The organism is Curtobacterium sp. NPDC090217, from assembly GCF_044746705.1.
In the GTDB taxonomy this organism is placed as follows: domain Bacteria; phylum Actinomycetota; class Actinomycetes; order Actinomycetales; family Microbacteriaceae; genus Curtobacterium.
In genome coordinates, this window is sequence record NZ_JBIVCR010000006.1 from 57886 (window position 1) to 82897 (window position 25012).

Here is a 25012-nt window from a genome sequence, read left to right on the forward strand (position 1 = left end):
CGCGGGAGTCCGCGTCACGCGGTCCGCTAGCGTGGCTGGCATGAGTTGGCTGGTCACCGGCGGTGCCGGGTACATCGGATCCCACGTCGTCCGCGCGCTCGGCGCAGACGGCATCGACACCGTCGCGCTGGACGACCTCTCGAGCGGCTTCCGCGCGTTCGTCCCGTCGGACGTGCCGTTCGTCGAGGGCACGATCCTCGACGCCGACCTGCTCGCGCGGACGATCCGGGAGCACGACGTCACGGGCGTCGTGCACGTCGCCGGGTTCAAGTACGCGGGCGTCTCGGTCGAGCGTCCGCTGCACACCTACGAGCAGAACGTCACCGGGATGGCGACGCTCCTGCGGGCGATGGCCGACGCGGACGTCGACAAGGTGGTGTTCTCGTCGAGCGCCGCGGTGTACGGCACGCCGGACGTCGAGTCGGTCGTGGAGTCCACCGCGAAGAACCCGGAGTCGCCCTACGGCGAGTCGAAGCTCATCGGCGAGTGGCTGCTCCGGGACATGGAGGTCGCCCGCGGGTTCACCACCACGTCGCTCCGTTACTTCAACGTCGTCGGGTCGGGCGAGCCGGACCTCTACGACGCGAGCCCCCACAACCTCTTCCCGCTGGTGTTCGACGCGCTCCTCGCCGGCAAGACCCCCCGGATCAACGGCGACGACTACGCCACCCCCGACGGCACCTGCGTGCGGGACTACGTGCACGTCGCCGACCTGGCGCACTCGCACGCCGTGGCGGCACGGAAGCTCGAGGCGGGGGAGCTGCTCGACCGCGCGTACAACCTCGGCAGCGGCGACGGCGTCAGCGTCCGCCAGATCATGGACGCCATGGCCAGGGGAACCGGCATCGCCTTCGAGCCCGAGGTCGCCCCGCGCCGCCCCGGCGACCCGGCACGCATCGTCGCGACCGGCGAGGCCGCATCCCGCGACCTCGAGTGGGCGATGCGCCACACCCTCGACGAGATGGTCACGAGCGCCTGGGAGGCCCGCCGCCGCGTGGCGTAGGGCCCGCGTCCCGCGCACGGCGGTGCCCGCCTCCGTGTCCCGGTTTGCGCCCAGCCACGAACATCGCGCCCCGTCACGACGGGGCGCGATGTTCGCATGGGGGCGCAACGCAGCTCGGCGCGCCCGCGGTGCCCCCGCGACAGCCCCCGCACCGCACCCCGTTGTCCCCCGAGACGCCGACAGAACCGGCGCGACACGCCCGAATGGGGGACATGACACGCCGGAACGGTCAGTGCCTTCTATGATCCGCGACTTGACTCCGACGAATCACACCGCTGTAATTACAGGCAACGACACGCTGCGACAGGCGGCGACAGCGAGACGAACCAAGGGGTGATCAGGGTGAGCGGTTCCGACTTCCACGCCGGAGTTCCAGAGGACTGGCACGTCGACCCCGTGGCGCTCGGCGTCCCGGGTGTCCGCCGAGCCGCTGGCGACGACGAGGAGAACCCGCTTGCCTGGCAGGTCGACTCCCTCTGCGCGCAGACCGACCCGGAGGCCTTCTTCCCCGAGAAGGGCGGCTCGACGCGGGAGGCGAAGAAGATCTGCACCTCGTGCGAGGTCCGGGCCCAGTGCCTCGAGTACGCGCTCGAGAACGACGAGCGCTTCGGCATCTGGGGCGGCCTCTCCGAGCGCGAGCGTCGCAAGCTCCGCAAGCGCGCGTAGCCGCGTAGCCGCCCTGGAGGCTGGACGAACGTCCGCCCCGCACCATGCGTTGATCGTCCCCACAGGTTCACGGCACGCCGTCCCGTCGGGCTGTGGCCGGGCCTCCAGACCGTAGAGTGACGCCCGTCATGCAGCCCAGTTCCGCTCAGCCCCGTGTCACCGCGATCCTCGTCTGCGCGAACGGTGCCGACCACCTCGACCGGACGCTGGCCGCCCTCGCGAACCAGACCCGCCACCCCGAGAACCTGGTCGTCGTCGACGTCGGTTCCACCGACGGGTCGACCGCCGAGCTCGAGTTCGGCGGATCCGCCCAGCTCACCAGGATCCCCGCCGGGCGTTCCTTCGGTGACGCGGTCGCCGCGGGCGAGAAGGCTGCCCCGCACCCCGAGTCCGACGAAGCGGTCGACGAGTGGCTCTGGCTGGTCGGTCACGACAACGCGCCGGCGCCGACGGCACTGGCCGAGATGCTCGCGGCCGTCGAGATCGCCCCGTCCGTGGCGGTCGCCGGCCCGAAGCTCGTGGACGACGAGGACCCCTCCCGCATCCGCGCGTTCGGCGAGAGCATGACCCGGTTCGGCCGCTCGCTGGTGCTCGTGCAGGACGAACTCGACCAGGGGCAGCACGACCGGAACACCGACGTCCTGGCGGTCGCCGCCGGCGGCATGCTCGTGCGCCGCTCCGTGTGGGTCGCGCTCGGCGGCTTCGACCAGGCGCTGCCCGACGTCGACGCCGCACTCGACTTCTGTGTGCGCGTGCGCCTCGCTGGCAACCGCGTCGCGGTCGTCCCCGATGCGCGGATGACGAGCGCCGGCCCGATCGAGGAGTTCGGCCGCAAGCGCGTCTCCGAAGGTCGTCGCGTGCGCCTGCACCGGCAGGCGCAGCTGCACCGCCGCATGACGTACGCATCGGCCGGGGTGCTCTGGATCCACTGGCTCACGCTCGTGCCGTTCGCACTCGGCCGTGCGATCGGGCACCTCGTCGCGAAGCACCCGGCAGCGGTGTCCGGTGAACTGGCCGCAGCGTTCGCCGTGGCCTTCGGCGGCGGCGCAGGTCGGTCCAGGACGGCACTGGCACGCACGAAGAAGCTCGGATGGGCGGCGGTCGAGCCGCTGCGCGTCAGTTGGCGCCGCGTGCACGAACGGCGCACGACGTCGCGCGACGTCGAGCTCGCGCGGGTGGAGGACGCACCGATCGCCCGGGCGTCGTTCCTCGGCGACGGCGGCATCTGGGTCGTCCTCGCCGCTGCCGTCCTCAGCGTCGTCACGCTCTTCCCGCTGCTCGGCTCCCCGGCGCTGACCGGCGGTGGCCTGCTGCCGCTCTCGACGACGGTCGGACAGCTCTGGCAGAACGTCGGCTACGGCTGGCACACCCTCGGCACCGGGTTCACCGGGCCGAGCGACCCCTTCGCCGCGGTGCTCGCCGTGCTCGGGTCGATCGTCTTCTGGTCGCCGTCCACCGCGGTCGTCGTCGTGATGCTGCTCGCCTTCCCGGTGTCGGCGCTCGGTGCGTGGTTCGTGGTCCGCAAGGTCACGACCCGCACGTGGGTGCCCGTCATCGGTGCGGCGCTGTACACGATCGCGCCGTCGCTCGTCGGGGCCGTCACGACCGGCCACCTCGGTGCCGTGATCGCCCACGTGCTCCTGCCGTGGCTCTTCCTCACCGTGCTCGAGGCGCACCGCTCGTGGGCGTCGGCGTCCGGTGCGGCCCTGCTCTTCGCCGGCGTCGCCGCGTCCGCGCCGTCGCTCCTGCCCGTGCTGCTCGTCGGGTGGCTCGTGGCGCTCGGCATCGGCTGGCGCCACGCGCACCGCCGGGTCTTCATCGCGGTCCCCGCCGCGGTGCTCTTCCTGCCGCTCGTGCTGACCCAGCTCGCCCGCGGCAACGTGCTCGGGATCTTCGCCGACCCCGGCGTGCCGTCCGCGACCAGGGCCCCCTCCGCGCTGCAGCTCGCGATCGGGCAGCCGCTGCCGGACTGGAACGGGTGGCTGCCGGTCAGCGAGCCGCTGTCCCTCGTCCTCGCGGCGCTGCCGATCGCGCTGGCGATCCTGGCGCTGCCGATCGCGGTGACCGCGCTCGGCTCGATGCTCGGCCACCGCTGGTCCGTGGCCGGCGCCGCGCTCATCGCCGCGCTCCTCGGCTTCGCCACCGCGTTCGCCGCCACCCACGTCACCGTGACCGGCGTCGGCTCGACCACCACCATCGTGTGGCCGGGCAGCGGGCTGACCGTGTACTGGCTGGCGATCGTCCTCGCGGCCTGCATCGGCATCGACACCGTGCCGCGGCAGGCCCCGGTCATCGGGCTCGTCGCGACGGTCTTCGCCGGGGTCGCCGTCGCGCCGGCGTTCGCGGCGTTCTACCTCGGCAACGCGGTGATCCAGCCGACCACCGGCCGGGTGCTGAGTGCCTACGTGAACGCCGAGGCGCAGGCGAACCCCGACGTCGGCACCCTCGTCGTCGATCCGCAGACCGACGGCTCGCTCGCGGTCTCGCTCGAGCGCGGACAGGGCTCCACGCTCGACGACCAGTCCACGCTCGACGCCACGGCGCTGTCGCTGTCGCCGTCCGGGTCACGCCTGGCCACCCTCGCGGGGAACCTCGCCAGCCGGAGCGGCTACGACCCGCGTCCCGCGCTCAAGGAGCTCGGCGTGAGCTTCGTGCTGCTCGACGACGCCCCGGCGGACGACCAGGCGAAGGCCGTGCACGACCGCGCTGCCGGTGCGATCGGGCAGAACGCGCTCTTCACCAGCATCGGTGAGACCACGAGCGGTCAGCTGTTCCACTACGAGGGCGACGTCGACCGCACGGGTACCGGGTCGGCCGCCGCGAAGACCACCCACGTGCTGTACCTCGTGGTCCTCGGGGTGGTGTTCGGCGCGGCAGCACTCCTCGCCGTCCCGACCGCCCCGCGCCGGCGCCGTGCCACCTCGAACGTCATCGAGGCTGAGGAACCCGCCACCACCTTCGACGAGGAGCGCGACGAATGAGCACCACCCCCGCGCGCCGCTGGATCGTCCGCGGCACGGCGACCGCCATCGCGGTGGTCGTCGCCGTCGGCACGATCGGAGCCGCCCACGCGTTCGGGACCACCGAGGCCCCCGGCAGACCGGCCGGACGCACGGTGACCCCGGTGCCGGCCGACGCCGAGCGCGTGTGCGCCGGCAGCGCCCTCCGGCTCTCCGACGACGCCGGGAACGACGCGACGAAGGCGACCACGGTCGGGACGGCCACGGTGGCGACGGCCACGACGGGGGAGTCCGTCGAGCGATCCGACCTGGCGTCGAGCACGAACGGCAGTAGCGACCCGACCCTGCTCACCGCGCCAGCGGGCGACACCACCCCGCAGGTCGCCGGCTCGAGCTACCAGAACGTGTCGAACGGCGACCTCGTCGGCGTGGCAGCCGCGTCGTGCGACGACCCGTCGCAGTCGACGTGGCTCGTCGGCGGCTCGACCGAGACCGGCCGCACCAGCCTCATCACCCTGTCGAACCCGACCGACGTGAACGCCACCGTCGACCTGTCGATCTACGACGGCACGGGCACCGTCAGTGCTCCCGGCACCACGGGCATCGTCGTCGCGCCGAACTCGCAGAAGGTCGTGCCGCTGTCCGGGTTCGTTTCGGACCAGGGCTCGACGGTCGTGCACGTCACCTCCTCCGGCGGGCAGATCGTCGCGCACATGCAGGAGACCGTCGTCCGCACGCTGACCCCCGGTGGGTTCGACATCGTCTCCGGCGGTGCGGCCCCGTCGCGCAGCCAGGTCATCCCCGCCGTCGTCCTCCGCGGAGCCCAGGAAGCCCAGCGCGGCGACGACACCGCTGATGCGGCCCCGATCGTCCGGCTGTTCGTCCCCGGTGACAAGGCCGCTCGCGTCACGCTCGGGATCACCACCGCGGACGGCGGCGGCACGACGGTGAACACCACCGCGGAGCCCGGCGTGGTCACGGACGTCTCGCTCGACGACTTCCCGGACGGCCGGTACTCGTTCTCGGTGAGCTCGACGGAGCCCGTCGTGGCGGGTGCCAGGACGACGACGCCGACCGACCACGACTGGACGGACCTCGGTTGGTTCGCCTCGGCCGAGCCGCTCGGCGCGAAGGCGATCACGTCGGTCGCGCCTGGCGACGGTGCCCGGCTGAACGTCGTCAACCCGACCACGGAGGACGCGACGGTCGTCATCCGGTCCGGCGACGACCGGAAGTCCGTCCGCGTGCCGTCCGGTTCCACCGAGACGGTCGGCGTGGACACCGCCAAGCAACTGACGATCACCGGTGCGAAGGGCCTCGTCGCCGGGATCACGTACCAGGGTGACGACGGCGTGGCCGGCTTCCCGATCCGCCCCGAGACCGAGGTCTCCACCCCGGTGCGCGTCTACCCCTGACTCTCAGGCGCCCTCACCAGTGGCGGTAGCGGTCGGGAGCCAGGTCCCACGGGTCCTTGTCGATGAGTTCGGCGACGGCACGGAAGACCGCGGTCTCCACGATGATCCGTCGGTCGACGTCGTCCTTCTCGGGGGAGCGGGTCACCCGTTCGACGGGGATCCGGAAGACGGTCACCCGGCGCTCGGCGTGGTCCACCCGCCACCGCGGCATGCTGTCGGGAAGCGTCGGGTCGGTCGGCATGTCCGCCACCTGGAAGACGACGCCGTGCAGCTCGTCCGGCCACAACCCGAGCAGGTAGTGCGCGGTGTCGCCGACGATGCGGTCGAACGCCTCTGCCCTCGTGATGATCGGAGCGAGATCAGGACCGGTGACGCTCGACCGGTACCCCCGACCGTGGCGTGAGCGCCCTCGGCCACGGTCGACCGGGGTGACGAGACGGGGCTTGCGGCGCATCCCCACATCGTACGCGGCGGGCCGTCCACCGCCTGGTTCGGTAGGGTCGTCGACGGTATGGACGTACGGATCTGCAGCAAGGTCGCCTGTGGCGCGAGCGCATCGTCGACCCTGACGTACGACTACGGCGACTCGATGGTCGTCGTCGGCCCGCTGTCCACCCGCGTCGAGCCGCACGGCTACGACCTCTGCGCGCGGCACGCCGCGCGCCTGCGGGTGCCGCAGGGCTGGCACGTCATCCGGCGCGAGCCGCTCCGCGAGGAACGCCCGACCGACTGACCGGCACCCCGAGGCGACCACGCACCGGACCGGCGGCGCGGGACGGCCCCGACCCGGGCCTCCCGGCCGACACGCCCCCATCTGCTCGAAGCGCCCCGCTCGGCACGAGGCGCCGCCGGATCCTGCGGCGTCTCGAGCGCGGAGCGGCGCCTCAGCGAATCGCGCCGGCCCCGGACGGGAGGCCGTGTCCGCGCCCGTGACGCCGCTCACGATCACCGTGGGACACTGGACCACATGCCCACCGAAACCCAGGCCGCAGCTCCGTTCCGCGTCGCCGACCTCGGCCTCGCCGAGGCCGGTCGTCACCAGATCCGCCTCGCCGAGAACGAGATGCCGGGGCTCATGGCGCTCCGCGAGGAGTTCGGCGCATCGCAGCCGCTCGCCGGCGCGCGCATCGCCGGGTCGCTGCACATGACCGTGCAGACCGCCGTGCTCATCGAGACCCTGACCGCGCTCGGCGCCCAGGTCCGGTGGGCGAGCTGCAACATCTTCTCCACCCAGGACGAAGCCGCCGCCGCGATCGCCGTCGGCCCGACCGGCACACCGGACGCACCAGCCGGCGCCCCGGTGTTCGCGTGGAAGGGCGAGACGCTCGAGGAGTACTGGTGGTGCACCAACCGGATCTTCGACTGGAGCGCCGAGGCCGCTGCCGCCGGAGCCGACTGGGCTGGCCCGAACCTGATCCTCGACGACGGTGGTGACGCGACGATGCTCGTGCACACCGGTGCCGACGCCGAGGCCGCCGGTGCCGTACCCGCAGCGGGCGACGACGCCAGCGCCGAGTACCGCATCGTGCTCGACACGGTCGCCGCCTCGCTCGCCGAGTCCTCGGACCGCTGGACCCGCATCGCCGCGGACATCCAGGGCGTGACCGAGGAGACCACCACCGGCGTCCACCGGCTGTACGAGCTGGCACGCACCGGTGAGCTGAAGTTCCCGGCGATCAACGTCAACGACTCGGTCACCAAGTCGAAGTTCGACAACAAGTACGGTATCCGGCACTCGCTGCCCGATGGTCTGAACCGTGCGACCGACGTGCTGATCGGCGGCAAGGTCGTTTTCGTCGTGGGCTACGGCGACGTCGGCAAGGGGGCGGCGGAAGCGCTCCGCGGCCAGGGCGCGCGCGTCATCGTGTCCGAGGTCGACCCGATCTGTGCGCTGCAGGCATCGATGGACGGCTACCAGGTCGCTCGCCTGTCGGACGTCATCGACCAGGTGGACATCGTCGTGACGTGCACGGGCAACCTCGGCGTCGTGGGCGTCGACGACATGCTCGGCCTCAAGCACCTGGCGATCGTCGCGAACGTCGGACACTTCGACAACGAGATCGACATGGCCGGCCTCGAGGCACTGCCCGGCGCGGAGAAGATCGAGATCAAGCCGCAGGTGCACGAGTGGCGGCTGCCGACCGGACGCTCGATCCTGGTGCTCAGCGAGGGGCGTCTGATGAACCTCGGCAACGCCACCGGGCATCCGTCGTTCGTGATGAGCAACTCGTTCACGAACCAGGTGCTCGCACAGATCGAGCTCCACACCCGGCGCTCGGAGTACCCGACCGGCGTGTACGTCCTGCCGAAGCACCTCGACGAGAAGGTCGCGCGCCTGCACCTCGACGCGCTCGGCGTGCAGCTGACGACGCTCCGCCCGGAGCAGGCGTCGTACATCGGCGTCCCGGTCGAGGGCCCCTACAAGCCCGACCACTACCGCTACTGACGCGGTCGGCGGTGGCCGGCGTGGCCGCTTGCCCCATCGCGCCCCGTCACGAACGTCGCGCCCCGTCACAGCGGGGCGCGATGTTCATGCGGGGGCGCGATCGCGCCGCGCCGGCCCCGCGCCGCGCCGGCCAAGCGCCGCGTCAGGCGCCGCGCCGCGTCAGCGCGGGAAACCCGGCGGGCGCGCACCAGCGGTCGCGGCTGCCGCGTCGAGCGTCGCCGCGCGGGACCCGAACGCCCGCCGGTCCCGCGCACGACGGAGGGCGACGACCCCGGCGAGGAACTCCTCCGCCGGCACGGGTGGCACGGGGTGCGCGTACTCGGCGACCTCGGCCGCCAACGCCGTCGCCGTCGCGAGCCGCAGGGAGGGCTGCACCGAGGCCGCGCCCCGGAAGAACGCGCCGAGCCGGTTCTCGAGCCGCTGGGGGAGCGCCCGGACGTCGGCGACCGCGGCCCATGCCTGCAGCGACGGGGGGAGCAGCACGACCGGGTCGGTGGACCGCGCGAGGCGCTCGTGCTGCACGACCGTGCCGGCGAGCAGGTCACCGAGACGCCGGGGCCGCGAGCCGAAGAGTGCGACGAGCAGCGCCAGGGACCCGAGCGTTCCCCAGAGTTCGAGCAGCCCGACGAGCGCCCGCGCGAACGCGTGCCGGAACGTCACGGCACCCCCGTCGAGCCGCACCACGCGGGTCCCGAGGGCGAAGCGGCCGACGCTCTTCCCGCGCGTGACCGTCTCGACCGCGGCGGGCACGAGCACGAGCACGACGACCAGGACGGCGATCTGCGCGGCGGCCAGCCATGCCTCGTCGACTCCAGACGGCCACACCCTGGCGATCCCGATCAGCAGCATCACGAACAGCGCGACGAGGCAGAGCCCGTCGAGGAGCGCTGCCGCGAGCCGCGCGACGATGCCGGCCGGCACGACGTCGAGCGCGACGGCCTCGCCCACGACCAGCTCGTCGGTGGTCTCGTCGAGCGCCCGCACGAAGCGGCGGTCGGCGAGGTCCCTGGGTGTGGCGCGCGTCGGCATGGGAACATTCTGTCGGACACACCGCAAGCGGCACGAGGGGGACACCGCATGGACCTGGACGCGTACGCCGACGTCCACCGGCAGCAGTGGCAGGAGCTCGACCGGCTGGCGCGCCGTCGGCCGTCGAGCGGCGAGGACGTCGACCGCCTGGTGACCGGCTACCAGTCCGCTGCGACCGACCTCGCTCGCATCCGCGGGGTCGCTCCGCGCTCCGCCACCGGCGACCGGCTCTCCCTGACGCTCTTCCGCGCACGGCTCCGCTTCACCGGCGCGCCGACCGACCCGCTGACGATGCTCACGTCGTTCTTCGTCCTGCAGCTCCCGGCGGCGCTGTACCGGATCCGCTGGGTGACGATCTGGGTGGCCGTCGCGACGGCGGTCATCGCGCTCGTCTCCGGTGTGTGGATCACGACGACGCCCGGCGCGGTCGCCACGTTCGGCACCGAGGAGTCCCTGCGGCAGTACGCCACGCAGGACTTCGTGGACTACTACTCCGACCACGGCCTCGGCGCGTTCACGGCGCAGGTGTGGACGAACAACGCGTACATCGCCGCGAGCATGGTGGCGTTCGGCATCACCGGGCTCTTCGTGCCGTACTCGATCGGCCAGAACGCGTTGAACCTCGGTGTCTCGGGCGCGATCATGCACTCGCAGGGGCGTCTCGGCGACTTCTTCCTCTACATCGCCCCGCACGGGCAGCTCGAGCTCTACTCGATCTTCCTGGCGGGCGGCGCCGGCCTGATGATCTTCTGGTCATGGGTGGCCCCGGGACAGCGCACCCGTGCGCAGGCCCTGGCCGAGGACGGACGCGCCCTCATCGCCGTCGCGATCGGACTCGTGCTGACCCTGCTGTTGTCCGGGATCGTCGAGGGGACGGTGACGCGCCAGGACTGGCCGTGGCCCGTGAAGATCGGGATCGGGACCGTGGCGCTGGCGGTCGTCCTGTCCTACCAGTGGGTGATCGGTCGGCGCGCGGCTCTTGCAGGGGAGCGGGGCGACGTCGAGGAGTTCGACCGAGGCGCCTCCGCCATCGTCGCCGGCTGACCGGAGACCAGAGCGCGTCGCACCCCGCCACGGTCGTCGCGCCCCGACACGACGGGGCGCGACGTCCACAACGGGGCGCGACTCGGACGGACCGGCGCGACCCGGACGGCGGGGGCGCTCAGAGCCTCCCGGCCGCCTTGGCGCGCAGGTAGGCGTCCGCGACCAGCGGCGGCACCTGTTCCGGCGTGCCACGGACGACCTCGACGCCCGCCCGGCGCGCGACGTCCGCCACGCCGTCGGCATCGAGCAGCGAGCGTTCCGCCGCAGCACGCCGGTAGACGTCCCGACCGGCGGACGGGAGGCCCGGTGCACGTCCGTCCCGTTCGTCGCCCCCTGGACCGCGAGCCATCAGGGCCACCGCCGGGTCGTCGACGGCCGTCACGACCACCGCGTGCCGCCGCGCCAGCGCCGGCAGCACCGTGAGCAGGTCCCCTGATGCACCGACGGAGTCGAGGCTCGTCGCGAGGACCACCAGCGACCGCTGCGTCGTGACGGAGGCCACCAGTGCCGGCACCGCTGCCCAGTCGGTCGCGGCGAGGCCAGGCTCCGCGAGCGCGAGCGTCTCCCCGAACCGCTGCACCACGTCCGCTCGCGTCGCTCCGTGCACGCGCCCGCGGACACCGTCGTCGACCACGGCGAGGTCCACCCGGTCGCCGGCCGCAGCAGCGAGGGCGCCGACGAGGAGCGCGGCCTCGATGAAGGTGTCCAGGCGCGGTTCGTCGCCGACCCGACCGGCTCCTGCCCGACCCGCGTCGACGACGACGATCACCCGCCGGTCCCGCTCGGGGCGCCAGGTGCGCACGACGAGGTCCTGCCGCCTGGCCGTCGCCCGCCAGTCGATCGACCGGACGTCGTCGCCGCGGACGTAGTCACGGAGCGAGTCGAACTCGGTGCCGTGCCCGCGGAGCTGCAGGGTGGTCTCGCCGTCGAGCTCCCGGAGCCGGGCGAGGCGCGACGGCAGGTGTCGGCGGGAGCGGAACGGCGGCGTGACGACGAGCTCGGCCGGTGCCGCGATCACACGCTGCCGGGCGGCGAGCCCGAGGGGTCCGAACGCCCGCACCGCCACGCCGGAACTCCTCCGACGGCCACGGCGGAACGGCGCGAAGCGCATCCGCGCGGTCCGACGCTCACCACCGGGCACGGTCACGGTGATGCGCCGGGGTGCCTGCCCGGCAGACGGCTCCCACATGTCGCGCACGAGGGCTCGGAGCGTCCTCGTCCCGTCGTTCGCGAGCACGAGGGTGCCGTCCGCCGTGGTGTCCCGTCTGGCGAGCCGCGGCATCCGCCGATCGACGCGCACGGTGCGCAGGTCGGCTGCGAGCAGCAGGTCGAGCGCGGCCGCGAGCACGACGACGAGCACCCACGCCAGACCGCCCCACCCACTGCCGAGCAGCACGGTGGGGACGATCGCGACGGCGAGGAGCGCGACGAACCGGCCGGAGATCGCCACTAGATCGGCACCCGCACCTGTTCGAGCACCTGCTGCAGGACCCCGTCGGCGCCGACGCCCTCAAGCTCGGCGTCGGCGGCCACCCGGAGCCGGTGCCGCCACACCGGCAGCAGCATCGCCTGCACGTGGTCGGGGGTGATCGCATCGTAGCCGGTGATCCACGCCCAGGCCTTCGCGGCGGCGAGCAGTGCCGTGGCCCCACGTGGGCTCACGCCGACCCGGACGGACGGCGCCTGCCGGGTCGCGCGGGCGAGGTCGACGATGTACGCCAGGACGTCGTCCCGGGCGCCGACGCCGCGGACGGCACGCTGTGCGGCGGTGACCTCGGCAGCGCCCACCACAGGGACGATGCCGGCGGACCGGACGTCGCGCGGCACGAACCCGTCGGCGTGCCGGCGGAGCACCTGCCACTCGACGTCACGGGGCGGCACGTCGAGCGTGAGCTTCATCAGGAAGCGGTCGAGCTGAGCCTCCGGCAGCGTGTAGGTGCCCTCGAACTCGATCGGGTTCATCGTCGCGGCGACGAAGAACGGGTCCGGGAGGGGCTTCGCCGTGCCGTCGACGCTCACCTGGCGTTCCTCCATGGCCTCGAGGAGCGCCGACTGCGTCTTCGGCGGGGTGCGGTTGACCTCGTCGGCGAGCAGCACGTTCGTGAACACCGGACCCTCGCGGAACGGGAAGGTCCCCGTCGAGGCGTCGTAGACGAGCGAGCCGGTGACGTCACCGGGCATCAGGTCCGGGGTGAACTGGATCCGCTTCGTGTCGAGCGACATCGCCGCGGCGAGGCTCCGCACGAGCAGGGTCTTCGCGACGCCGGGGACGCCCTCGAGCAGGACGTGCCCCTGGGCGAGCAGGCCGACGATCATGCCGGAGACCGCGCCCTCCTGTCCGACGACGGCCTTGCCGACCTCGGCGCGGACCCGGCCGAAGGCGTCGCGGAGCGGATCCGCCGTCACGGTGGGTGCGCCGGGTGCGCTGGTGGGGTGGTCGGTCACGGTCGTCCTCCTGGTCGGGGATCGGTGGCAGGTGCGGTTGCTGACGGGGCCGGGGCAGCCGGACGGGAGGCCCGTGGTGCGTCCCCGGAGACGGCTCGGCTCACGGCGCGCTCGAGCTGGTCGAGCGCATCGGCTCCGTCGACCAGCGCGCGGTCGTCGGTGGTCGGTCCACCGACGAGCACCGCGCCGACGTGCCGCGCGGGCAGGCCCGTCGCGGTCGCCGCGCGGTGGACGACGTCGTCGACGTGCACCGATCGGGGGAGCCCGAGCGTCCGGCCGATGCGGCGGATCGCGGCGAGCCGGAGCGTGTCCAGGGTGTGCGTGCGGTCGCGGGTCCTGGCGTACAGGCGTGCGCGGCCCTCGGTGGTCTCGGAGGCGCGGACGACGACGGGGAGCTGCTCGACGACGAGCGGGCCGAGCCGACGTCCCCGCCAGATCCCGGCCGCCACCGCGACGAGCGCCAGGATCGCGATCGCACTCGGCACCCACGGCGGTGCGAGTTCGCCGAGGGTCGGCGCCGCGTCGGGGCTCCCGGCGGTCGGCACGTACCAGGCGAGGTGGTCCTCCCCGCCGAGCAGCCCGAGCGCGAGCGCCGCGTTGCCGGCCGTGGTGATCGTGTCGTTGCGGAACGCGGCGGTCGTGCCGACGAGGGTGACGCTCCCGGCGGCGGTCCGGGATTCGACGAAGCCCCACGTGCGGTCGGCGCCCGTCCCGGTCGGCGCACAGCGGATCCCGGCCGACGCGGGCACCGTGTAGCCGGTGCCCGTCGTGCTCACCCGGCCGGCGGTCCGGGCGGCGGCGATGTCGCACGACGTGGTCGACACCGTGTCGGTCGTGTCGATCGACGCGGCCGGTTCGGCGTCGACCCCGAACGCCTCGAGCACGGCCGGATCGCTCGTCACGAGGACCACGTCGGGGACGGTCCTGGCGATGCGTCGTGCGACGGCCGGTGCGAGGACCCCGGCGGAGTCGTCGACGAACACCGTGCCCCCGAACGACGCCGTGCCGCTGTCGAGCCGGTCGGCGTCGTGCACCACGTCCACGTCCGTGCCCTGCTGCTCCAGCACCCGCACGAGCGCCTTCGAGCCGCTCGCGGTCGCCGAGGACGGGTCGAGCGGGGCGTTCGACGGGCCGTCGTCGGTGCCGATCACCGCGGTCAGCGCCGCGAGCAGCACCCCGACGAGCACGACCACGACCCAGAACACGAACCGTGGACCGCGGCGTTCCGGGGCGGCTGCTGCGGGCGCCCGGTCGGTCGGGAGCGCGCTCGTCGTCGCGCTCACGCGGGCACCGCCGGTGTCGCCGTGCGTGCCGGTCGGGCGGCCCTGATGGCGCTCTCCGTCTCGACGACCTGCCGGGCCGCGCGTTCGTCGGCCTCGACCCCGAGGTACCGGGCGCCGTCGAACGTGCTCGCGGCGTCGTGCAGGGCGGTCTCGGACGCGGGGAACACGACCGCGGCCCGCACCGCGATCGCCCGAGCGGTCGCACCGGGGACGTCGGGGACGAGGTCGCGCTCGCCGAGTCCGCGGGCCAGGGCACGGTAGCCCTCGAGGACCGCGGTCGACCAGTCACCCGACCGCAGTGCGGCGCGAGCGGCTTCGGCGATCGAGGCCGCCGAGCGCAGGTCGTCGTCGTCGAGCACCCCACCGAGGCGCTCGGCGCGCAGACGGGCCCGTCGCCGGGGGAGACCGCGGGCGACCACCACGAGGACGACCACCGCGACGATGACCACGATCGCGATGACGAGCAGGGTCCGGCCGAACGCGGGCGAGCCGATGCCGTCGGGACGGAGTGTGCCGAGCCACTCGAAGAACCCCCGCGAGAACCGGTCCCACCACGTGACGTGCGCGCCGTCGTACTCGGCACGACCGAGTTCGCGTTCGAGGAGTCGACGGGCCTCGTCGGGGTCGACCGCCGCCATCACTGCCCGCCGGGTCGTGGCGGACCCCACTGCTGCGGCGCCTGCGGCCAGCCGTACTGCTGCGGCTGCCGCGGGTCCTGCTGCCCTGGCCAGCCCTGCTGCCACGGGCCGGCGCCTGGCCACGGCGGCCGGGACACGGGCGGTGCCGGAGCGAACGGGTCGACGGGCTGCCCGGTCTCCAGGTGCGACGCGATCCGCTGGTCGAGCGCCTCGGTCCGGATCCGTCGGTCGATCGCGAGGAACGTCGTGACCGATGCGCTCAGCACGTCGGTGATGCACTGCACGGCGATCACCAGGAGGCTGCCGACCACGAGCGCGACGATCGCACCCGCCGAGACGCCGGAGCCCGTGTCGGTCTGCCCGAGCGGGTCGAACACGCCCGAGAACAGCGCGGCCCCGATCGTCAGCGGCGTGCTCGCGATCCCGGCCGCGAACGAGAACACCACCGTCACGAGCAGCCGGATCCCGAACGTGCGCCAGAACGCCCCGCGGGTGAGCCGCCACGACTGGGCCGCCGCGGCGAACACCCCGCGGCCCTCCAGCGCGATCGTCGCGACGGTGAACGCGAAGCGTGTGTCGAGGAACGCGATGAGCACGATGAAGCCGAGGACCATCCCGATGATCCCGAGCACGAAACCGCCGACGCCGCTGTTGCTCGCGGTCAGGGCACCGACGAACCCGACGACCACCACGCCGAAGAGCACCCCGACGACGAGCCCGGCGGCGAGCTGCAGGAGCATCCACCAGACGACCGACAGCCGACGCCCGGCGAGCAGCGACCACAGCCCGCGGAAGGTGCCTCGCCGTCCGAGCACGCGCTGCCCGGTGTCGACGGCGACCGGTGCGACGAGGAACCCGCGGGCGAGCCACGCGAGGAAGGGCACCGCGACGGAGAGCACGAGGTACAGCAGCACGGACCCGGCGAAGATCGTGTCGGCGTCACCGGATCCCGAGCCGTCCACCGCGGAGAACATCCTGGACTGCAACGACTGTCGGCCGAGCGTCGACACGAGCGTGGACACCAGCCCGAGCACGCCGGAGAGCAGCAGGCTCCAGAGCAGGAGCACGCGGGCGTTCCGCCGGAACACCGTGAACGCACCGGCCAGGACGTCGCCGAGGCCGAGCGGCCGCAGCGGGATCACCGGACGCGACGCGGCCGGACGTGGCGGTGGGGGCAGTGGAGCCGACCCACCCGGGAACGGGGGTGGCGCCGGGACCGGACCGGGGCCTCCCGGCTGTGCACCCGTCCCCGGAACGCGCCATTCGTCGCCGGCCATCGAACCGCCCCCTCACGTCGGCCGCGCGAGGCAACACGCGGTCCCTCCCATCCTGTCGGAAAACGCAGCCTGATGGGGGCTCGGCTATCGTGAACGGGAGGTGCCTGCCCGGGCACCCCCGCACCGCACCCGGAGTCCACATCACATGACACCGCGCATCCTCGTCGTCGACGACGACCAGGCCCTCGCCGAGATGATCGGCATCGTCCTCCGCTCGGAGGGCTACGAGCCCGAGTTCAGCGCCGACGGCAACGACGCCGTCGACGCCTTCCACTCGACGAAGCCCGACCTGGTCCTCCTCGACGTCATGCTCCCCGGTATCGACGGCATCGAGGTCTGCCGTCGCATCCGGGCCGAGAGCGGCACGCCGATCATCATGCTCACCGCCAAGGGTGACACCTCCGACGTCGTCGCCGGGCTCGAGAACGGTGCGGACGACTACGTCGTGAAGCCGTTCAACCCGAAGGAACTCGTCGCCCGCATCCGCACCCGTCTGCGCCCGACGGCGTCCGACGCCGCCGTGCTGCACGTGGGGGACCTCACCGTCGACGTCCCCGGGCACGAGGTCCGTCGCGGCGACGCCGTGATCGCGCTCACGCCGCTCGAGTTCGACCTGCTCCGCGCGCTCGCCGAGAAGCCGAACCAGGTCTTCACCCGCGAGATGCTGCTCGAGCAGGTGTGGGGCTACCACTACAAGGCGGACACCCGCCTGGTGAACGTGCACGTCCAGCGCCTCCGCGCGAAGATCGAGCACGACCCGGACAACCCGCGCATCGTGTCCACCGTCCGTGGCGTCGGCTACCGCGCCGGGGGAGCCTGACCACCGTGCCGCCGTCCTCGGCCGGCCTGACGTCCCTCGGGCGCGCGCGCCGACGGATGCGGTCGTGGGCGAGGCGACTCTGGCGCGGCGTCGCGTTCCTGTGGCGCCGCTCCCTGATGGTGCGGTCCGTCGCGATCACGGTGGCCACCACCGGTCTCGCGGTCGCGATCATCGGCACCGCCGTGATGGTGAGCATCTCGACGAACGTCTACTCGCAGCGCCGGGACCAGATCGAGGCGGAGTCGGCCCGTGCGACGAACGTCGCGCAGGGCATCTTCGACGCGGCCACCGCGGCCGAGGACAACAACCAGTCCGAGCTGGAGACCCTGCAGAACGAGGCGCAGCAGGCGATCCTCTCGAACACGACGAGCCCAGGTGGCACCAGGATCGCGATCGAGCGCTCGCCGAAGCAGTCCACGTCGCAGACGCTGCAGAACCTCGCCAGCCCCGACTTCCCGGACGCCGTCATCACCGACGCCCTGCGGAAGGAAGTGGGGAAGAACACCGGCAACCTCAGCCTGCAGCCGGTCCGGCTCGACGACGCCGGCCGGAGCGAACCCGGACTCGCGGTCGGGTCGACGCTGCAGATCCCGAGCGCCGGGCAGTACGAGCTCTACCTGGTCTACGACCTCTCCGACGCGCAGCAGACACTCGACTTCGTGTCGCAGACGCTGTCCATCGGCGGTGTCGCGCTCATCGTCCTCATCGCCCTGGTGACGTCGCTCGTCGTCCGGCTCGTCGTCGTGCCGATCCGGGGTGCGGCCGAGACCAGCCGGAAGATCGCCGCCGGGCGCCTCGACGAACGCATCCCGGTGAAGGGCGAGGACGACGTCGCGGTCCTGGCGCGGAGCTTCAACGGCATGGCCGATGCCGTGAGCCGGCAGATCACCCAGCTGGCGGAACTCTCCCGGGTCCAGCAGCGCTTCGTGTCCGACGTCTCGCACGAGCTCCGCACCCCGCTCACCACGATCCGGCTCGCCGGCGACGTGCTCTACGACGCCCGGCACGCGTTCGAACCGGCGGTCGGACGGTCCGCCGAGCTCCTCCACGACCAGATCGAGCGGTTCGAGCTCCTGCTCGCCGACCTGCTCGAGATCTCCCGGTACGACGCGCAGGCCGTCGAGCTCGAGACGGAGCCCGTCGTGCCGGCATCGCTCACGACCGACATCGTCGACGAGTTCCGTCCGCTCGCCGAGCGCGTCGGGGTGGACCTCCGGCTCGCGACCCCGGGCGGGCACACCACGATGCAGCTCGACGCCCGGCGGATCCGGCGCATCCTCCGCAACCTCGTCGGCAACGCCATCGAGCACGGGGACGGCAAGCCGGTGCACGTGGTCGTCGACAGCGACGCGAAGACCGTCGCGATCGCCGTCCGCGACCACGGGGTCGGCATGCCCGCAGAGGACACCGCCCGCGTGTTCGACCGCTTCTGGCGAGCAGATCCCAGCCGCAAACGCACCATCGGCGGGACCGGGCTCGGACTCGCGATCAGCCTGGGGGACGCGAACCTGCACGGAGGCCGCATCGACGTGTGGAGCCGGCCGGGCGAGGGGTCCGCGTTCGTGCTCACGGTCCCGCGCAAGGGGCAGGAGGTCACGGCGACGTCGGCGATCCCGCTGCCGGAGCTCGACGAGTCCTACGACGGTCCCCGAGAAGGAGGCTCCAGATGATGCCGCGCCGCACCATCACCGGCACGGGTGTCGGCACGGGCGCGCGCACGCGTGTCCGCCGCACGGTCGGCGTCGCGCTCGCCGCGGTCGCGCTCGTCGCCCTCACCGCGTGCGCCGCGATCCCCACCGGCGGCCCGGTCCGCGACGGCCAGAGCCTCAAGGGCGACTCCGTCTCCGGGGTGGACTTCCGGCCGAGCGGTCCGCAGGACGGGCAGGACCAGGACACCGTCCTCGAGAAGTTCATCGACGCCGCGACCGGCGCCCAGGACAACTACGCGATCGCCAGGGAGTTCCTCAGCGACTCGTTCTCGCAGAAGTGGAACCCGCGGCAGAGCGTCACGGTCCGGCAGGGCGACGGCGACGTCGAACGGGTCGGCACCCGCGAGCTGACCTACACGCTCACCGCCAGTGCGACCGTCGACGGCGACGGCGAGTACACCCCCGCGGTCCGCCCCACCTCGTCGACGCTCACCTTCCAGTTCGTGAAGGAAGGGGGCGAGTGGCGGATCAGCTACGCGCCCGACGGCATCATCCTGTCGCCGGTGAGCTTCGAGCAGGTGTTCCAGGCGCACGCGCTCTACTTCTACGACCCGACGTACCGGTACCTGGTCCCCGACGAGCGCTGGTTCCTCGCCCGGTCGTCGACGAGCACCCGGATCGCGAGCGCGCTGCTGGCCGGACCGGCCGGCTGGATGAAGGGCGCCGTGGTGTCGTCGTTCCCCGAGGGCACGCAGCTCTCCCTGAACGCCGTGACCGTGGACAGCGGCAACGCGCAGGTGGACCTGTCGAGCGAGGCACTGCGGGCGACGACGGTGGACAAGGTCAGGATGCGCGAGCAGCTCGCCCGGTCGCTGTCGTCCGTGGCGACCATCTCGTCCGTCGACCTGACGATCGAGGGCGCGAGCTTCTCGGTCCCGGACTCCAGCGGTACCTCGGCGGTGCTGAACCCCGACGTCGACCCCCGGCCGCTCGTCGACGACGGCGACACGGTCGGGTACGCGGCGCCGGGCACCGGGGACGTCACGGCGCTCGGGGGTGGCATGGGGAGCACGATCGCGAAGCTCCGGCCGACCTCGATCTCGCTCAGCGCCGCCGGTTCGGAGGCCGCCGTGGGCAACGCCGACGGCGTCTTCGTGGTGCGCAGCGGGAAGCAGGAACTCCGGATCGACACCAGGAGCTCCACGATCGCGCCGTCCATCGACGACGCCGGGTTCGTCTGGGTCGGTGAACGGTCCGACACCAGGAGCATCACCGCGTACGGTCTCGGCGGCGACCCGCACCAGGTGTCGTCGACGCTGCCGGACGGGAAGCTGGTGTCGTTCCAGGTGTCCCGCGACTCGGCCAGGGCCCTCGCGCTCATCGACACCGACGACGGGCCGGGACTGTACGTGATGGCGATCATCCGCGACTCGGACCGGACGCCGACGGCGCTCGGTGCACCGGTGCGGCTGCAGGCGGCGTCGGGGACCGCGCTCGGTGCCACATGGGTCAGCGACCTGGACGTCGCGTCGCTCGGGCAGACCTCGACCGGGCAGACCGTGGTCCGCTCGACGATCGGCGGGCAGTCCACGACGCTCCAGCGTCCGGACGGCACGGCCACCGCGATCACCGGGGGCAGCGGGGGATCGCTGCTGCTGCGGACGATGGACGGGCAGGTGCTGCAGTCCACCGGTGGCGGCTGGGATCGCATCGGGGTCACCGCGGACGTGCTGGGGACGCAGCGCTAGCCCGCCTCCTCCACAGTGCACCGGACTGGAGGCTCGTCCACCGTCCGGCGGTCCACCTCCCGCCCGGCGCCGGGTGCGGTGAGGATCGTGGCATGCCCTCCACAACTGGTCCCGACACCTGGCGCGATGCGGTCCTCGCCGTCGTCGGGCTGTTCCTGCCCGTGTCGTGCCTGGGGTGCGGCGCCCCGGATCGTGCCGTGTGTCCGGCCTGTCGAGCCGACCTCGCACGTCGGCCCCGGCGGGTCCGGCTGGTCGCAGGCGTCCGTCTCGACGCCGCGTTCGAGTACGAGGGACTCGTCCGCACGCTCCTCCTCGAACTGAAGCTGCGCGGCCGCATCGACGTCGCAGCCCTGCTCGGACGTCCGACCGCTGAACTCGTCCGGCGGGCACTGGCCGCGTCGCCGCCGGGGACCGTCGTGGTCCGGGTCCCGCCGTCCCCACGGGGCAGACGTCGGCGCGGGTTCGACACCGTCGTGCTCCTGCTCGCGCGCGGTGGTGTCCGCGGGACACGGCCGCTCCGACGTGGGCGTGGCGATGCGGACGGGCAGAAGGAACGCACCGCCGTCGAACGCGTCGCCGCCACCGTCGGCACCCTGTCCGCGGCGCGGTTCGCCGGACGCGACGTCGTGGTGGTCGACGACGTCGTGACCACCGGCGTCACCATGGCCGACGCCATCCGCGCCGTCCGGGCTGCCGGTGGACGGGTCACGCGATGCGTCGCGACCGCGAGCGTGGACAGCTGATGCGCGACGGCGGGATCGGTGAACACCCGGTGTCCACCGAAAATCCGGTTGGAGTCTGGGCATCCGGTCGGTGTCTGGGCATCCGGTGGGTGTCCGGCACGACTCGCCAGCAACGGGTGACGCGGGGGTCCCGGCGGGTCTAGCCTCCGGGACAAGGCGTTCGGGTTCGCCGGATGGAGGCGACGCGCCGAAGTACGGATGGGAGCCGCGCATGGACGTGACGATCACGGGCCGGAACGTCGGGATCACCGACCGATTCCGCACCTACGTCGAACAGAAGTCCGACAAGATCGACGTGCTCGCCGACCGCGCCCTCGCCTTCGAGGTGCGCATCAGTCGCCACCACGAGAAGAGCGGTGGCAGCCAGGGCGAGGACCGTGTCGAGCTGACGTTGATCGGCCCCGGTCCGCTCGTCCGGGCGGAGTCGGCGGCGTCGGACAAGTACGCGGCGTTCGATCTGGCATTCGCGCGGATCATGGAGCGGTTGCGCCGAGCGCGTGATCGCAGGAAGGTGCACCGTGGGCGTCACCGCCCGACATCCGTCGCCGAGGCCTCCGGGACGGCCTTCGACGGGATGGGCGTCACGCCGGCGGACGGCAAGCTGATCGACGACGTCGCGACCGGAGCGATCACGGTGGTCGACGAGGACCACCACGAGGAAGAAGACGACGTCTACTGCCCCGTGGTCATCCGCGAGAAGGTCTTCCAGGCCGCGCCGATGAGCGTCGACGACGCGCTCTACTACATGGAGCTCGTCGGGCACGACTTCTACCTCTTCGTGGACGCGGAGAGCGGCCGGCCGAGCGTGGTCTACCGCCGCAAGGGATGGGACTACGGCGTGATCGGCATCGACGGCGACGGCGCAGACGCCCCCGCCGAACGGACGCCGGCAGCGGCGATCGCCTGATCCCCACCGCCAGGTCGACGTGTGCGCGGTCCGTTCGCGGGCCGCGCACACGTGTGCGGCTCCCAGCGGAGGGATCGAGCGGGTTGCTAGCATGACTGGCTGAATCGGACGCGCCGACCGGGTGCGTCCACTCGTAAGGAGTTCACGTGGCAAACGTGCTGGAGAAGGTCCTCCGCGTCGGTGAAGGGCGCACCCTCCGCCGGCTGAAGGCGTACGCCTCGGCCATCAACGACCTCGAGGACGACTTCGCGAGCCTCACCGACGAGGAACTCCAGGACGAGACGAAGGAGCTCCGCGAGCGCTACGCCAACGGGGAGACCCTCGACGACCTCCTGCCGGAGGCGTTCGCCGCCGTGCGGGAAGCGTCGAAGCGGACCCTCGGCATGCGGCACTTCGACGTCCAGCTCATGGGCGGTGCGGCGCTCCACCTCGGCAACATCGCCGAGATGAAGACCGGTGAGGGCAAGACCCTCGTCGCCACGACGGCCGCGTACCTCAACGCGATCCCGTCCCGCGGCGTGCACGTCATCACGGTCAACGACTTCCTCGCGTCGTACCAGTCCGAGCTCATGGGCCGCGTGTTCCGCGCCCTCGGGATGACCACGGGCTGCATCGTGGCGAACCAGTCCCCGGCCGAGCGTCGCGAGCAGTACGCCGCCGACATCACCTACGGCACGAACAACGAGTTCGGCTTCGACTACCTCCGCGACAACATGGCGTGGCAGGCGGCCGACATGGTCCAGCGCGGCCACTTCTTCGCGATCGTCGACGAGGTCGACTCGATCCTCATCGACGAAGCGCGCACGCCGCTCATCATCTCCGGCCCGTCCTCCGGCGAGGCGAACCGCTGGTTCACCGAGTTCGCATCCATCGCCACGCGCCTCGTCCCCGGCGAGGACTACGAGGTCGACGAGAAGAAGCGCACGGTCGGTGTCCTCGAGCCCGGCATCGAGAAGGTCGAGGACTACCTCGGCATCGACAACCTCTACGAGTCGGCGAACACCCCGCTGATCTCGTTCCTGAACAACGCCATCAAGGCGGACGCGCTGTTCAAGCGCGACAAGGACTACGTCGTGATGAACGGCGAGGTGCTCATCGTCGACGAGCACACCGGCCGCATCCTGATGGGCCGTCGCTACAACGAGGGCATCCACCAGGCCATCGAGGCGAAGGAGGGCGTCGAGGTCAAGGCCGAGAACCAGACGCTCGCGACGGTGACGCTGCAGAACTACTTCCGTCTGTACCAGAAGCTCTCGGGCATGACCGGTACCGCGGAGACCGAAGCGGCCGAGTTCATGTCGACCTACAAGCTCGGCGTGGTCCCGATCCCGACGAACCGCCCGATGCAGCGCATCGACCAGACCGACCTCGTCTACAAGAACGAGAAGTCGAAGTTCGAGCAGGTCGCGGAGGACATCGCGGAGCGCCACGAGAAGGGCCAGCCCGTCCTCGTCGGCACCACCAGCGTCGAGAAGTCGGAGTACCTCTCGAAGCTCCTCGCGAAGAAGGGCGTCAAGCACGAGGTCCTCAACGCGAAGAACCACGCGCGTGAAGCCGCGATCGTCGCCCAGGCCGGTCGCCTCGGCGCCGTGACCGTCGCGACGAACATGGCCGGTCGTGGAACCGACATCATGCTCGGCGGCAACGCGGAGTTCCTCGCCGTGCAGGAGATGCACGCCAAGGGCCTCTCGCCGACGGAGACCCCGGACGAGTACGAGGCCGCATGGGACGAGGTCTTCGACCGTGTCAAGGCCGAGATCAAGGAAGAGGCCGACAAGGTCCGCGAAGCCGGCGGCCTGTACGTCCTCGGTACCGAGCGTCACGAGTCCCGCCGCATCGACAACCAGCTGCGTGGTCGTTCCGGCCGTCAGGGCGATCCCGGTGAGAGCCGGTTCTACCTGTCGCTGACCGACGACCTGATGCGCCTGTTCAACTCCGGCGCTGCCGAGAGCCTGATGGGCCGCTCGAACGTCCCCGACGACCTCGCGATCGAGAACAAGCTCGTCGGCCGTGCGATCCGTTCGGCGCAGTCGCAGGTCGAGGGCCGCAACGCCGAGATCCGCAAGAACGTCCTGAAGTACGACGACGTCCTGAACCGCCAGCGCGAGGCGATCTACGGCGACCGTCGGCAGATCCTCGAGGGCGACGACCTCCACGAGCGCACGCAGACGTTCCTCAAGGACGTCATCGACGACGTGATCGACACCCACACCGGGGAAGGCAGCCCGGACGACTGGGACCTCGATGCGATGTGGACCGAGCTCGGCACGCTGTACCCGATCTCGATCACCATCGACGAGGTCATCACCGAGGCTGGCTCGAAGGGCAAGGCGACGCGGGAGTTCCTCGGTCGCGAGATCCTCTCCGACGCCAAGCTCGCCTACGCCAAGCGCGAGGAGACCCTCGGCGAGGAAGCGATGCGCGAACTCGAGCGTCGCGTCGTGCTCTCGGTCGTCGACCGCCGCTGGCGTGACCACCTCTACGAGATGGACTACCTCAAGGACGGCATCGGCCTCCGTGCGATGGCCCAGCGCGACCCGCTGGTCGAGTACCAGCGCGAGGGCTACGCGCTCTTCCAGAGCATGATGGGCCAGATCCGCGAGGAGTCGGTCGGCTTCCTGTTCAACCTCGAGGTGCAGGTCCAGTCCGACGGCGAGAACGCGGTGATCGAGGCGAAGGGCCTCAGTGAGGACGAGGTCTCCGGCCTCGAGTACTCCGCTCCGTCGATCGACGGCGAGGTCGAGGTCCGTGACGAGCGTGGTCGCCTCGAGCAGGCCGCAACGGCCCTCGCGCAGCGTGCGCAGGCGGAGGAAGAGGCCGCAGCCGGCCCGGAGAAGGGTTCCGCGTTCGGGTCCGCGGCCACGGCCTCCGGCCAGGCGTCGACCAACCGAGCCGAGCGTCGTCAGGCTGCCAAGAAGGGCTGACGTGACACACCGACG

General features: G+C 72.1%; 20 protein-coding genes. 13 read left to right on the plus strand and 7 right to left on the minus strand.

Going from position 1 to position 25012, the window contains the following annotated elements:
* Nucleotides 1–40 precede the first annotated feature (40 nt).
* The 4 genes from galE (at nt 41) to ACIPJ2_RS18120 (ending at nt 6044) form a co-directional block, all read left to right on the plus strand.
* Nucleotides 41–1003, plus strand: coding sequence for a UDP-glucose 4-epimerase GalE (galE, locus tag ACIPJ2_RS18105; protein ID WP_402730011.1), 963 nt, complete (start codon nt 41–43; stop codon nt 1001–1003).
* Between the two features lie 333 nt (nt 1004–1336).
* On the plus strand, nt 1337–1669 hold the full coding sequence (locus ACIPJ2_RS18110) for a WhiB family transcriptional regulator (RefSeq protein ID WP_402730012.1): 333 nt from the start codon (nt 1337–1339) through the stop codon (nt 1667–1669).
* A gap of 128 nt (nt 1670–1797) precedes the next feature.
* A complete protein-coding gene (locus tag ACIPJ2_RS18115) occupies nt 1798–4650 on the plus strand; it encodes a glycosyltransferase (protein WP_402730013.1) in 2853 nt (950 codons plus the stop codon).
* The gene (locus tag ACIPJ2_RS18120; RefSeq protein WP_402730014.1) at nt 4647–6044 is read left to right on the plus strand and encodes a DUF5719 family protein; all 1398 of its coding nucleotides are present in this window, start codon (nt 4647–4649) and stop codon (nt 6042–6044) included. Before ACIPJ2_RS18115 ends, ACIPJ2_RS18120 begins: the two co-directional genes overlap by 4 nt.
* A 13-nt stretch (nt 6045–6057) precedes the next feature.
* Here ACIPJ2_RS18120 and ACIPJ2_RS18125 read toward each other — a convergent pair whose 3' ends face one another.
* Nucleotides 6058–6498, minus strand: coding sequence for a metallopeptidase family protein (locus ACIPJ2_RS18125; protein WP_281264969.1), 441 nt, complete (start codon nt 6496–6498; stop codon nt 6058–6060).
* 57 nt (nt 6499–6555) lie between these two features.
* On the opposite strand from ACIPJ2_RS18125, the gene ACIPJ2_RS18130 reads away from it, so the two are divergent.
* Nucleotides 6556–6777: a DUF3499 family protein gene (locus tag ACIPJ2_RS18130; RefSeq protein ID WP_402730015.1), complete on the plus strand. Its 222-nt coding sequence runs from the start codon at nt 6556–6558 to the stop codon at nt 6775–6777.
* A gap of 234 nt (nt 6778–7011) precedes the next feature.
* The gene (gene ahcY, locus ACIPJ2_RS18135) at nt 7012–8490 is read left to right on the plus strand and encodes an adenosylhomocysteinase (protein WP_402730016.1); all 1479 of its coding nucleotides are present in this window, start codon (nt 7012–7014) and stop codon (nt 8488–8490) included.
* A 159-nt stretch (nt 8491–8649) separates the two neighbouring features.
* Here the strand turns inward: ahcY and ACIPJ2_RS18140 are convergent, their stop codons facing one another.
* On the minus strand, nt 8650–9519 hold the full coding sequence (locus ACIPJ2_RS18140; protein WP_402730017.1) for an RDD family protein: 870 nt from the start codon (nt 9517–9519) through the stop codon (nt 8650–8652).
* 48 nt (nt 9520–9567) lie between these two features.
* On the opposite strand from ACIPJ2_RS18140, the gene ACIPJ2_RS18145 reads away from it, so the two are divergent.
* Entirely contained in the window at nt 9568–10563 is a 996-nt protein-coding gene (locus tag ACIPJ2_RS18145; RefSeq protein ID WP_402730018.1) for a stage II sporulation protein M, read from the plus strand.
* Between the two features lie 118 nt (nt 10564–10681).
* Here ACIPJ2_RS18145 and ACIPJ2_RS18150 read toward each other — a convergent pair whose 3' ends face one another.
* The 5 genes from ACIPJ2_RS18150 to ACIPJ2_RS18170 are packed head-to-tail and all read right to left on the minus strand — an operon-like array spanning nt 10682 to nt 16071.
* Nucleotides 10682–12013 carry a DUF58 domain-containing protein gene (locus ACIPJ2_RS18150; RefSeq protein WP_402730019.1) on the minus strand — a complete coding sequence of 444 codons (1332 nt, stop codon included), beginning with the start codon at nt 12011–12013 and terminating at the stop codon, nt 10682–10684.
* Nucleotides 12013–13008, minus strand: a complete 996-nt coding sequence (locus tag ACIPJ2_RS18155) for an AAA family ATPase (protein WP_402730020.1) — start codon at nt 13006–13008, stop codon at nt 12013–12015. The genes ACIPJ2_RS18150 and ACIPJ2_RS18155 overlap by 1 nt, the downstream gene beginning before the upstream one ends.
* Nucleotides 13005–14291, minus strand: a complete 1287-nt coding sequence (locus ACIPJ2_RS18160; RefSeq protein ID WP_402730021.1) for a DUF4350 domain-containing protein — start codon at nt 14289–14291, stop codon at nt 13005–13007. The genes ACIPJ2_RS18155 and ACIPJ2_RS18160 overlap by 4 nt, the downstream gene beginning before the upstream one ends.
* A complete protein-coding gene (locus ACIPJ2_RS18165; protein WP_402730022.1) occupies nt 14288–14959 on the minus strand; it encodes a DUF4129 domain-containing protein in 672 nt (223 codons plus the stop codon). The genes ACIPJ2_RS18160 and ACIPJ2_RS18165 overlap by 4 nt, the downstream gene beginning before the upstream one ends.
* Nucleotides 14929–16071 (minus strand): glycerophosphoryl diester phosphodiesterase membrane domain-containing protein, encoded by a 1143-nt coding sequence (locus ACIPJ2_RS18170; RefSeq protein ID WP_402730023.1) that lies wholly within the window; start codon nt 16069–16071, stop codon nt 14929–14931. Before ACIPJ2_RS18170 ends, ACIPJ2_RS18165 begins: the two co-directional genes overlap by 31 nt.
* Nucleotides 16072–16351: 280 nt before the next feature.
* Here ACIPJ2_RS18170 and mtrA point away from each other — a divergent pair, with 280 nt between their 5' ends.
* From mtrA to secA, 6 genes are all read left to right on the plus strand, one after another.
* The gene (gene mtrA, locus ACIPJ2_RS18175; protein ID WP_281264960.1) at nt 16352–17026 is read left to right on the plus strand and encodes an MtrAB system response regulator MtrA; all 675 of its coding nucleotides are present in this window, start codon (nt 16352–16354) and stop codon (nt 17024–17026) included.
* A 5-nt stretch (nt 17027–17031) separates the two neighbouring features.
* On the plus strand, nt 17032–18696 hold the full coding sequence (gene mtrB / locus ACIPJ2_RS18180; RefSeq protein ID WP_281264959.1) for an MtrAB system histidine kinase MtrB: 1665 nt from the start codon (nt 17032–17034) through the stop codon (nt 18694–18696).
* Complete coding sequence (locus tag ACIPJ2_RS18185; protein ID WP_402730024.1) at nt 18693–20423, plus strand: GerMN domain-containing protein; 1731 nt, start codon at nt 18693–18695, stop codon at nt 20421–20423. Before mtrB ends, ACIPJ2_RS18185 begins: the two co-directional genes overlap by 4 nt.
* A gap of 92 nt (nt 20424–20515) precedes the next feature.
* Nucleotides 20516–21166 carry a ComF family protein gene (locus ACIPJ2_RS18190; protein ID WP_402730025.1) on the plus strand — a complete coding sequence of 217 codons (651 nt, stop codon included), beginning with the start codon at nt 20516–20518 and terminating at the stop codon, nt 21164–21166.
* A gap of 211 nt (nt 21167–21377) precedes the next feature.
* Nucleotides 21378–22073 carry a ribosome hibernation-promoting factor, HPF/YfiA family gene (gene hpf, locus ACIPJ2_RS18195; protein ID WP_402730026.1) on the plus strand — a complete coding sequence of 232 codons (696 nt, stop codon included), beginning with the start codon at nt 21378–21380 and terminating at the stop codon, nt 22071–22073.
* A gap of 146 nt (nt 22074–22219) precedes the next feature.
* Nucleotides 22220–24997, plus strand: a complete 2778-nt coding sequence (gene secA / locus ACIPJ2_RS18200; RefSeq protein ID WP_402730027.1) for a preprotein translocase subunit SecA — start codon at nt 22220–22222, stop codon at nt 24995–24997.
* The last annotated feature ends 15 nt before the right edge of the window (nt 24998–25012 follow it).

What these genes read in the sequence shown, in the direction of transcription:
- galE (WP_402730011.1), top strand. Translation starts at nt 41, where the DNA reads ATGAGTTGGCTGGTCACCGGCGGTGCCGGGTACATCGGATCCCACGTC.
- ACIPJ2_RS18115 (WP_402730013.1), top strand. Translation starts at nt 1,798, where the DNA reads ATGCAGCCCAGTTCCGCTCAGCCCCGTGTCACCGCGATCCTCGTCTGC.
- ACIPJ2_RS18120 (WP_402730014.1), top strand. Translation starts at nt 4,647, where the DNA reads ATGAGCACCACCCCCGCGCGCCGCTGGATCGTCCGCGGCACGGCGACC.
- ACIPJ2_RS18125 (WP_281264969.1), bottom strand. Translation starts at nt 6,498, where the DNA reads ATGCGCCGCAAGCCCCGTCTCGTCACCCCGGTCGACCGTGGCCGAGGG.
- ACIPJ2_RS18130 (WP_402730015.1), top strand. Translation starts at nt 6,556, where the DNA reads ATGGACGTACGGATCTGCAGCAAGGTCGCCTGTGGCGCGAGCGCATCG.
- ahcY (WP_402730016.1), top strand. Translation starts at nt 7,012, where the DNA reads ATGCCCACCGAAACCCAGGCCGCAGCTCCGTTCCGCGTCGCCGACCTC.
- ACIPJ2_RS18140 (WP_402730017.1), bottom strand. Translation starts at nt 9,519, where the DNA reads ATGCCGACGCGCGCCACACCCAGGGACCTCGCCGACCGCCGCTTCGTG.
- ACIPJ2_RS18145 (WP_402730018.1), top strand. Translation starts at nt 9,568, where the DNA reads ATGGACCTGGACGCGTACGCCGACGTCCACCGGCAGCAGTGGCAGGAG.
- mtrA (WP_281264960.1), top strand. Translation starts at nt 16,352, where the DNA reads ATGACACCGCGCATCCTCGTCGTCGACGACGACCAGGCCCTCGCCGAG.
- ACIPJ2_RS18185 (WP_402730024.1), top strand. Translation starts at nt 18,693, where the DNA reads ATGATGCCGCGCCGCACCATCACCGGCACGGGTGTCGGCACGGGCGCG.
- ACIPJ2_RS18190 (WP_402730025.1), top strand. Translation starts at nt 20,516, where the DNA reads ATGCCCTCCACAACTGGTCCCGACACCTGGCGCGATGCGGTCCTCGCC.
- hpf (WP_402730026.1), top strand. Translation starts at nt 21,378, where the DNA reads ATGGACGTGACGATCACGGGCCGGAACGTCGGGATCACCGACCGATTC.